This window comes from Tritonibacter horizontis (assembly GCF_001518015.1).
Taxonomy (GTDB): domain Bacteria; phylum Pseudomonadota; class Alphaproteobacteria; order Rhodobacterales; family Rhodobacteraceae; genus Epibacterium; species Epibacterium horizontis.
The window spans coordinates 1-9,100 of record NZ_LPUY01000066.1; the positions used below are offsets into that span (position 1 = coordinate 1).

9 protein-coding genes are annotated in these 9,100 nt (G+C 63.9%); 3 read left to right on the forward strand and 6 right to left on the reverse strand.

What is annotated here, in order from left to right; genetic code table 11:
• Positions 1 to 33 precede the first annotated feature (33 nt).
• Both betB and TRIHO_RS11725 read right to left on the reverse strand, forming a co-directional pair.
• On the reverse strand, positions 34 to 1,491 hold the full coding sequence (gene betB / locus TRIHO_RS11720; protein ID WP_068243626.1) for a betaine-aldehyde dehydrogenase: 1,458 nt from the start codon (positions 1,489 to 1,491) through the stop codon (positions 34 to 36).
• 192 nt (positions 1,492 to 1,683) lie between these two features.
• Positions 1,684 to 2,892, reverse strand: a complete 1,209-nt coding sequence (locus tag TRIHO_RS11725) for a choline transporter (RefSeq protein WP_068243628.1) — start codon at positions 2,890 to 2,892, stop codon at positions 1,684 to 1,686.
• A 197-nt stretch (positions 2,893 to 3,089) separates the two neighbouring features.
• Between TRIHO_RS11725 and betI the strand changes: the two genes are divergently transcribed.
• Positions 3,090 to 3,680: a choline-binding transcriptional repressor BetI gene (betI, locus tag TRIHO_RS11730; protein ID WP_068243631.1), complete on the forward strand. Its 591-nt coding sequence runs from the start codon at positions 3,090 to 3,092 to the stop codon at positions 3,678 to 3,680.
• Between the two features lie 18 nt (positions 3,681 to 3,698).
• On the opposite strand, the gene TRIHO_RS11735 is transcribed toward betI, so the two are convergent.
• The 4 genes from TRIHO_RS11735 to TRIHO_RS11750 form a co-directional block, all read right to left on the reverse strand.
• Positions 3,699 to 4,724 carry a DUF1036 domain-containing protein gene (locus tag TRIHO_RS11735; RefSeq protein ID WP_068243633.1) on the reverse strand — a complete coding sequence of 342 codons (1,026 nt, stop codon included), beginning with the start codon at positions 4,722 to 4,724 and terminating at the stop codon, positions 3,699 to 3,701.
• Positions 4,725 to 4,792: 68 nt separating this feature from the next.
• Complete coding sequence (locus tag TRIHO_RS11740; RefSeq protein WP_207498683.1) at positions 4,793 to 5,653, reverse strand: DMT family transporter; 861 nt, start codon at positions 5,651 to 5,653, stop codon at positions 4,793 to 4,795.
• Positions 5,654 to 5,795: 142 nt separating this feature from the next.
• Entirely contained in the window at positions 5,796 to 6,746 is a 951-nt protein-coding gene (locus TRIHO_RS11745) for a pirin family protein (RefSeq protein ID WP_068243639.1), read from the reverse strand.
• A 79-nt stretch (positions 6,747 to 6,825) separates the two neighbouring features.
• Positions 6,826 to 7,455 (reverse strand): LysE/ArgO family amino acid transporter, encoded by a 630-nt coding sequence (locus tag TRIHO_RS11750; protein WP_068243648.1) that lies wholly within the window; start codon positions 7,453 to 7,455, stop codon positions 6,826 to 6,828.
• 133 nt (positions 7,456 to 7,588) lie between these two features.
• On the opposite strand from TRIHO_RS11750, the gene TRIHO_RS11755 reads away from it, so the two are divergent.
• Together TRIHO_RS11755 and TRIHO_RS11760 are read left to right on the forward strand one after the other, a co-directional pair.
• Positions 7,589 to 8,473, forward strand: a complete 885-nt coding sequence (locus tag TRIHO_RS11755; protein WP_068243642.1) for a LysR family transcriptional regulator ArgP — start codon at positions 7,589 to 7,591, stop codon at positions 8,471 to 8,473.
• 196 nt (positions 8,474 to 8,669) lie between these two features.
• A partial coding sequence (locus TRIHO_RS11760; RefSeq protein ID WP_068243644.1) for a DUF1036 domain-containing protein occupies positions 8,670 to 9,100 on the forward strand: 431 nt, incomplete at its 3' end.

The window sequence follows — 9,100 nt, forward strand, 5'->3', positions numbered from 1 at the left end:
GGTGGGCGTCGTCCGAAGGGACGATGTCCGGCTTCAGAACGCGGCTTCGCAGTCGCCCATGCGCACGTAGACCGATTTCACCTGGCTGAAGTGCTTCAGCGCCTCCTTGGAGTTTTCACGCCCCACGCCGGAGGCTTTCACCCCGCCGAACGGCGCCTCGACCGGCGCGTCATTGTAGGAGTTGATGAAACAGCTCCCCGCCTCCAGCTGCCCGATCACCCGATGCGCGCGGGTGAAATCCTTGGTGAACACGCCCGCCGACAGGCCGAATTCGGTGTCATTGGCGCGCGCGATCGCCTCGGCCTCGGTGTCGAAATCCAGCACGCACATGACGGGGCCAAAGATCTCCTCGCGGGCGATGGTCATGTCATCCGTCACATCGGCAAACACCGTCGGCTGCACATAGTAGCCGTCCATCTCGGCGCGGGCGCCACCGCAGATCAGACGCGCGCCTTCGGCCTTGCCCGTCTCGATATAGCCCAGCACGATGTTCATCTGGTTTTCGGTCACCATCGGACCAAAATTGACGCTCTCGTCCATCGGGTCGCCCAGCTTGGCGGTGGCGGTACGCTCGGCCAGACGGGTCAGGAATTTCTCCTTGATGCCCTTTTGCACAAAGACCCGCGTGCCGTTGGAACAGACCTGACCGGAGGAGTAGAAATTGCCATTGATGGCACCAGAGATGGCGCTTTCGATGTCGGCATCGTCAAACACCAGCATCGGGGATTTGCCGCCCAGCTCCATGGTGACATGTTTCATGCCGGCCGCCGCCGCCGCATAGACCTTCTTGCCGGTCGGCACCGATCCGGTGAGCGAGACCTTGTCGACCCGTGGATCGGTGACCAGCGCGCCGCCAACCTCGCCCATGCCCTGGATGACGTTATAAAGCCCGGCCGGCGCCCCCGCCTCATGCAGGATTTCCGCCACTTTCAGGGCGCAGAGCGGCGTCGTCTCGGAGGGTTTGAACACCATCGAATTGCCGCAGGCCAGCGCGGGCGCCCCCTTCCAGCAAGCGATCTGGGTCGGGTAGTTCCAGGCCCCGATGCCAACACAAAGCCCCAGCGGTTCGCGGATGGTATAGACCCAATCCTCGCCCAGCGGGATATGCTCCCCGGTCAGCGAGGCGGCCAGTCCGCCGAAATACTCCAGCGCATCGGCGCCCGAGGTGGCATCCGCCACCAGCGTTTCCTGCAGGGGTTTGCCGGTATCATAGGTTTCCAGCACCGACAGGTCATGGTTGCGTTCGCGCATGATGTCGGCGGCCCGGCGCAGCACCCGGCCGCGTTCGGTACCGGTCATCCTGGCCCAGATCTTTTGCGCCGCCTGGGCACTGGCCAGCGCCTGTTCGACAATCGCCGGAGTGGCGGCATAGACCCGCGCGATTTCCTCACCGGTGGCGGCATAGATCACCGGGATCGGCGTGCCGGCGGTGTCTTCGACATAGGCGCCATTCACGAAATGGCTGGCTTTGGGCTGGGCTGGATGTGTCATCGCCTGCGTCCTTTTCAGGTCAACATGGGGTCCCGCAGCGGCTGCAGGAATTTTGGGAAAACATCACGCCTGACAGGCAGGTCGCAACGCGGTGCGGAGGTCGGACCCCGGCACATACAGGAACGGCGCGGCCTGCGTCGCTCGTGGATGGGTCGGTGCGACGCCCCCGTCGGGGACGCCGCAGACGTGCGGTCAGTGCACGGATTCGATCTTGGAAAAGTCGAGATCGTTTTCAGGTGGGCTGGCCTCGATCGCCATCACCGCGTCGCGTTTCACCGCGAAGATGTAGATCAGGCAGGCCACATAAAGACCGATCACCACGCCACCGATCCACTGGATCTGCAGCCACTGGCTCTGGAAGGCGACGGTCAGCGCAAACAGCACAACCGCGTTGCCCAGAACATAAGGCAGCTTGCCGAACCGCTGGGAGGTCAGGTTGAGGTTGTCGGTGTAAAGACGGATCAGCGAGTCAAACGAGTTGATCACAAACACGATCCCCACAACCACCATCGAGACATTGATCATCGTCGTCGTCGCGATTTCGTTGAGGTGGTAGTAGTAAAGCACCGAGAACCATACCGCGAGCGGGATCGAGGGGAAGACCAGGAGCGCACCAAGCACTTGCCAGGTCTTCAGCCCGCCGACAAAGCGCGAGGTGAACTGACCGATCATGATCGACCAGGCGAACCACCAGAACAGGTAGAATTCGTGGTAGTCGGTCAGCGGCAGCACAAATTTGTGGATGTTCGCGAAATAGCCGCCGATATTGCCGGCGGTGCCTGCGAATTCACCCAGCCCCATGCCGGAATAGGCCCACATGCCGAGGATCAGCAGCGCAAACAGCCCGGTCGAGCTGAGCGACAGGATGCGCACGTATTTGATGTCTGTCGAGGAAAACGCCGCGAACAGGATCACCAGGAAGGTGATGACATAAAACGCCGGGATCACGGTTTCGCCGTCACCCATGAAGGTCGCGTAATAGGGCAGATAGATCAGGAACAGCGCACCGGTAAAGGCACAGGTGCCGATGATGACGATGTTGTTGATCCACTTGACCACCGGGATCTCGAAGAACTTCACCCGTGGTTCGATCACGCAGAAGTAGAAGGTGGTCAGGAAGTAGAAGCCCCAGATCAAAAAGCCCCAGAACCCGAATTCCAGCGCCAGCGGGTTGGTGAACCCATAGGCCGGCTCTGCCGCGGTATCGGCATAGAGCGGAAAATCCCAGGCCAGCGGGAACATGATCAGGCCGACATCAAGGCCGGATGTGAACAGGATCGCGATGAATGTGAACAGCGGCACCGGCGTGACACCGACCACCTCCAAATTCCACCACTTGATGACGCAGAATGCCACCAGCGCGAACGCCAGCAGAATACCTGCGGAAATAAGGACTGTCATTCGTTTCACCTCCCAGTGAATTAGGCGCAAGGGCACGCATCGCGCACCCAGGATGATGTGTGTTATTGTTGTTTGATACACCGGCAGTTGGCCTGTCGGCGACGCCGCTATTAAAACAAATTTTGAACAGCCATTCAAGTTTTGGTTTTTTGACAGGAAATATTGAATAATCGCCAAGGCTGGCGCAATCTGTCGCCATGGCACGTAAACGCATCCGCGACATTCGCAACGAAGAACTGATCGAAGCCACCATCGTCACCGTGCACAAACGGGGCTATGGAACTGTAACCATGGCGGAAATCGCGCGCGAGGCCGGGGCGTCGGCGGCCTCGATCAGCTATTATTTCGGCTCCAAAGAGGGTCTGATGGAAGCCACGATGCGCCATCTGCTGCGCAAGCTGCGCACCGCGATGGTGGCCGGATATGCCGCTGCCAGCACCCCCAAGGACCGGCTTTATGCGGTGATGGACGCGAACTTTGCAGATTCGCTTTATACCGTGCCCCAATGCAGCATCTGGATGCAGTTCTGGGCCAATGCGCCCTATTCCCCCCGCCTGTCGCGGCTGCATCGCATCAACCGGTCCCGCGTCAAAAGCCAATTCGTCGCCGAGCTGCGCCAGCTTGTGCCGCCGGATCAGGTGGAAACCGCGCGCCAGGCGTTGCAGAGCTACATGGACGGGGTCTGGTTGCAGGCGGCACAGTCCGAGGGGGCGCTCGATTCCGGCGCCGCCCGCCATGCGGCGCATCTGGTGGTGGATCTTGTGACCATGCGGAGCGTGGCGCGCTGACCTCTGGCCTGCGCGCGCTCAGCGCACGGGTGCAGGCGCGCGGCGATAGGTCAGGTCCTTGCCTTGCGGCATGTATTCCAGTGACAGCTCCTGATCTGAAACCGCCGCGATCCGGTAGCACAGGCCCGTGCCGGCGTTGTTGTCCCAGGTAAACAGATAGGGCCCCTGCCCGCTGTCATCGGCGCAGCGATCCCGGATCGCAACATATTCGACCGAGGTTTCCGCCCCGGCATAGGTGTTGATCCGCTCGGCCCCGTGCACCCGGAACCTGTCGTCAGGATCTTCGAGCGAGCGCCATTCCCCCTGCAGCCGCGCCAGAAGGCGGTCGGCGCGGTTCAGGGCCAGCACGTCAAGCGATTGCAGCAAGAGCCGCGACGCGGTGTCAAACAGGTGCTCGCGCTGCCCGGCCAATGCCACCCGCCGCCCCTGCGGCAACCCTTGCAGCTGCTGCCAGAGCGCCGGCGACAGGCGGTCGTCGCGATAGACCAGAAACCGCTGCCCCTCGCCGATGAAGGTGCAGAAACTCTGATAGGGTTGCGCCTCGATCCGGCAGTCCTGAAAGACCGCGACCGCGTGGAACAGCGGCTGTTTGCCCGCCTGCGGCGTCGGGCCGCCATCGCGCAGGCGCCGGTTCAGATTGGTGCTGAGCGTGTGGCGATGATCGCGCGCTGCGGGGCCGACATCAATGCGGGCGAACTCTTCCTGGCGAAAGCCGCGCCGGGCGCAGTTTTCATCCCCCTTGATGGAAAACCTCTCGTCCCGGACACAAAAGGACAGCTTGTCGTCCTGAAACTGCCAGCCTTCGGTTTCGACGCGCAGATAATAAAACCGCTGCGCCAGAGGGCCGGGCACGACGCTGGTGCACTCCCCCGCCGCGATCCGCCACCACCCCTGCGAGGTCCAGCCCGCCGTGTCCTTATAGCCGATCGCAACGGCCTGTTCCGCGCCGGTGTCGTTGCACAGCGTTAGCGCCGCCTGGGCCGAGACCGGCAGCGCAAGGACCAAAGCAGCCCCGAGAACCCGTCTGATCGTCCGCAGAAACATAGCGCCCCTTGGGAATTTCTCTTTTTCGATCAAACATCTACGACCTCAATGTAACGAAATGACGACAGTCAGAATTTGGTCGCATACGATGGTGGCGTGATCGCCCGGCGTTTCAGCACGGCCTCTCGCCAGGTCATAAATGTGACAGCGCCAAGGATCATGCAGCCGCCGAGCACCACCCAGATATCGACGCTTTCACCAAAGGCCAGTGCCCCCAGCAACGTCGCCCACAGAAGTTGCAGGAAGGTTACCGGCTGCGTCACCGTCAGCGGTGCCGCCGCAAAGGCTAGAGTCATCGTGTAATGGCCAGCGGTCGCAAAACAGGCCACGCCGAACAGGATCACCAACTCGTTCCAGGTCGGCGTGATCCAGTTGGCCAGTGCAAAAGGCGCCAGTGCCAGCGTCACCCAGATCGACAGCATCGCCACCACCACGGTGGGATTGGTGCGCCCCACCAGCGTTTTGGTCAGCAGATAGGAAATGCCAAAGGTGAAGCCGGTGACCAGCATCGCCAGATGCCCGGAAGAGACCTCGCGAAACCCAGGCCGCAGGATCACCGCGACCCCCAGCAAGGCCACGACGATGGCGGCAATCCGGCGAAAGGCCAGCTTTTCCCCCAGAAACAGCGCCGCGCCTAGGGTCACATAAACGGGCGACAGATAGTTCATCGCCGTGACCTCGGCCAGCGGGATGCGGGTCATGGCAAAGAACCACATCAGCACACCGATGCTGTGCAGCCCGCCGCGCAGGATGAACAGCCCCTGCAGATCCCGGCTCCAGCGCACCGACCGCAACGCGCCGATCATCGGGATCAGGAACACCAGCCCGAGGAGATAGCGCAGAAACGCGCTCTCGGCCGGGGGGATGCGCGGCCCCATGTATTTCACCAGCGCCGTGACGGCGACGAAATTCACCCCCGTGACCAGCATCCAGAAGACACCGCGAAGAGGGTTTGCAACAGGGACAGCAGGGGCCGCAGGTGCGGCAGGGGAGATGGGATCGCTCATAAGCGCAACAGACAGAGAAGCCGTTCACATGGCAACCCTTCATGTGTGAAATATTCGCGTCGTGTCACGCGCGCGGCCCCGGCAGGGGAACAAATTCCGCGTCATCGCCGGGCGGCAGCTGGAACCGGGGGTTGGTTTCAAACGCGCCGGCGGCCCAGGCCTGTTTGGCCTCCTCGATCTTGTCCCGCGACGAGGCGACGAAATTCCACCAGATATGACGCGGCCCGCCCATCGTCGCGCCGCCAAGCGCCATCAGCCGGGCCCCCTTAGGTCCGGCGGTGACGGTGATCGCATCGCCGGGTCGAAAGACCATCATCTGGCCGGTGTCAAAGGTCTGGCCGGCGATTTCGACGGCGCCCTGCATGATATACAGCCCGCGATCCTCGTGATCGTCGGGCATGGGCAGTTTCGCGGCGGGCTGCAACACAACATCGGCGTAAAAGGCCTCGGACAGCATGGTGACCGGTGCCCGCGCGCCCCAGGCCGCCCCCAGGATCAGCCGAACCTCTTTGCCTTCGCCCTCCAGAACCGGCAGGGCGGCGCGGTCGTGATGTTCAAACAGCGGCGCCATGTCCTCCTTGTCCTCCGGCAGGGCGATCCAGGTCTGCACCCCAAAGAGACTGCCGGGCCCGGCGCTGCGGGTCTCGGCCGTGGTCCGTTCGGAATGGGTCACACCGCCCCCGGCCACCATCCAGTTGACCGCCCCCGGACGGATCATCTGCTGGGTGCCAAGGCTATCGCGGTGTTCAAACTCGCCCTGATAGAGATAGGTCACGGTGCCAAGGCCGATATGCGGATGGGGCCGCACGTCGATGCCCGCGCCGGTGATGAACTCCGCCGGGCCGATCTGGTCGAAAAAGATGAACGGCCCAACCATCTGGCGACGCGGGGCCGGCAGGGCACGGCGCACCTCAAAGCCGCCGATGTCGCGGGCGCGGGGCACAATCACCGTTTCGATACTGTCGATGTCGCCCGGACCGGGGGCGTGCCGGTCCAGCGTCGGGTTCCAACTCATCAGCGGGTCCTCCTGGGCTTGCGGCGCAACCACCGCCCCGCCAAGGCTAGGCGGAACGCACAGGCCTGACCAGCCCGCATCACATCACCAGCAGCTTCACCGCGAGGCCGAGCATGACAACACCGACGCCTGCGTCCAGGGCCTGCCAGGCGCGCGGACGGGCAAAGACCGGCGCCAGCAGCCGCGCGCCATATCCCAGCGAAAAGAAAAACGCAAAAGACGCAATGATGGCGCCGGCCCCGAACACCCAGGTGGGCGTATATTGCGCCGAGATCGCGCCCAGCAACACCACCGTGTCGAGGTAGACATGCGGGTTGAGCCAGGTGAAGGCAAGGCAGGTCAGAACCGCCGGCCAGAGCGCGGTCTGCACCCCCGGCGTCGCAGCCTGTTTCCGGTCGGGAGCCGCCTGAACCTCCATCGCCGCCCCGCCGGTCCAGGCCGACCGCAAGGCCCGCAGCCCGTAGACCGTCAGAAAGGCGACGCCCCCCAGCCGCATCGCGGTTTCAAACCATGGCACCCAAGCCGTCAGGGTGCCGAACCCCGCCACCCCGAGGCTGATCAGGATCGCATCGGACAGGGCGCAGGTCAGGATGACAGGCAGCACATGCTGACCCTGCAACCCCTGCCGCAGCACATAGGCGTTCTGGGCGCCAATCGCCATGATCAGGCTGAAGCCAAGCCCAAATCCCGCCATCAGGGTGGAGAGCATGTCAATTGCAGGCAGATGCTGGGTCATGGGGCGGGCCTCGGGCTGGATCAGGGGTGGATCAGGGTTGGCTTTGACTAGCGGCGCGCCATCGCGTAATCCAGTTAAACAAAGTGACCTCAATTAAGTTTTGCTAATGCGATTTGATCCCCATCACCTTTCGGCCCTGTCCGCCGTGTTGCGGCTTGGCAGTTTTGACCGGGCGGCGGCGGCGCTGGCGGTGACGCCCTCGGCGGTGTCGCAACGCATCAAGGCGCTGGAGGATCGCGTCGGCACCCCCCTTGTGAACCGGGCCAGCCCCTGCACCGGCACCGAGGCCGGGCTGCGGATCGCCAAACACGCCGAGGATGTCACCCTGCTGGAGCGCAGCCTGTCGCGTGATCTGGCGCTGGAGCGCGATGCAGGCCCGACCCGGATCCGGGTCGCGGTCAACGCCGACAGTCTGGCGACCTGGTTCATTCCGGCCATGGTGGCGGCCGATGGGGTGCTGTTCGATCTGGTGATCGACGATCAGGACTACAGCACGGAATGGCTGCGGCGCGGCGCCGTTTCGGCGGCGGTTACGGCGGAATCGCGTGCGGTCTCGGGCTGCGATGTGCATGCTCTGGGACTGCTGGACTATTGCGCCACCGCCAGCCCGGATTTCGTGGCGCGGTGGTTCGGCGCGGGATTGTCGCCCGCTGCGGCGCGCCGCGCGCCCTGCATGATCTTCAACGCCAAGGATCAGCTCCAGCAGCGCTGGCTCGACACCTATGTCGCGCCGGGCATCGTGCCGCCGGCCCACGCGCTCGCCTCGACCCAGGCCTTTCTCGATGCCGCCGCCGCCGGGCTGGGCTGGGGGTTGAACCCGGAACCGCTGGCGCGCCCCTATCTGGCCAAGGGCACCTTGGTCGAGCTGGTGCCGGGCAGCCGACTGGACACGCCGCTTTATTGGCAGGTGAGCCGGATCATGGCCCCGGCCCTGCGCGAGATCACCGCCGCGGTGCGCCGTGCGGCCACCGCCGGGCTTGCCGCCCCCTAGGGCAGGCACGGCACAGCGGGTTACAGCGCAGGCGGCAGGCTGTGGTGGCAGGGGCTGTGAGGGCACGGGCTGTGACAATTTATCAAACGGATACCACGCCTTGCGGTTTCCCTTGCCTGTCCGGGCAGGCCCCGCCTACCCTGCCCCTGCGCGGATCACACGGACAACCACCCCGCGATCAGGAAGGCGGGGACGGATGAAAACGGTTTGGGCATATGCACTGGGCGCCGGGCTGCTGGCGACACCGGCGCTGGCAGAGCTGGATATCTGCAACGAGTCCACCAGCAGGCTCTCTCTCGCGGTGGGCGACTACCGCGACGGCGCCTGGACCTCCTCCGGCTGGTGGGTTGTCGATCCCAACGCCTGCGTCACGCCGATCTCCGGCCCGCTGCTGAACCGCTATTACTACTACCGCGCCACCACCCCGGACGGCCCCTTCATCGAAGGGGAGACCTATTTCTGCGTCTCGCAGGATGTTTTTGACGCGCCAGGTCAGGGCAATTGCGCGGCGCGGGGGTTCGCGGAGGTCGGGTTTGCCACGCTGGACACCGGCAGCCACACCGACAGCTATCGGCTGACCCTGCGCGACAGCCCCAGTGCCGCGCCCAGGTCGCCTGCGCCCACAAC

What these genes read in the sequence shown, in the direction of transcription:
- TRIHO_RS11725 (WP_068243628.1), bottom strand. Translation starts at nt 2,892, where the DNA reads ATGACAGTCCTTATTTCCGCAGGTATTCTGCTGGCGTTCGCGCTGGTG.
- TRIHO_RS11735 (WP_068243633.1), bottom strand. Translation starts at nt 4,724, where the DNA reads ATGTTTCTGCGGACGATCAGACGGGTTCTCGGGGCTGCTTTGGTCCTT.
- TRIHO_RS11750 (WP_068243648.1), bottom strand. Translation starts at nt 7,455, where the DNA reads ATGCTCTCCACCCTGATGGCGGGATTTGGGCTTGGCTTCAGCCTGATC.
- TRIHO_RS11755 (WP_068243642.1), top strand. Translation starts at nt 7,589, where the DNA reads ATGCGATTTGATCCCCATCACCTTTCGGCCCTGTCCGCCGTGTTGCGG.
- TRIHO_RS11740 (WP_207498683.1), bottom strand. Translation starts at nt 5,653, where the DNA reads ATGCTGGTCACGGGGGTGAATTTCGTCGCCGTCACGGCGCTGGTGAAA.
- betB (WP_068243626.1), bottom strand. Translation starts at nt 1,491, where the DNA reads ATGACACATCCAGCCCAGCCCAAAGCCAGCCATTTCGTGAATGGCGCC.
- TRIHO_RS11745 (WP_068243639.1), bottom strand. Translation starts at nt 6,746, where the DNA reads ATGAGTTGGAACCCGACGCTGGACCGGCACGCCCCCGGTCCGGGCGAC.
- betI (WP_068243631.1), top strand. Translation starts at nt 3,090, where the DNA reads ATGGCACGTAAACGCATCCGCGACATTCGCAACGAAGAACTGATCGAA.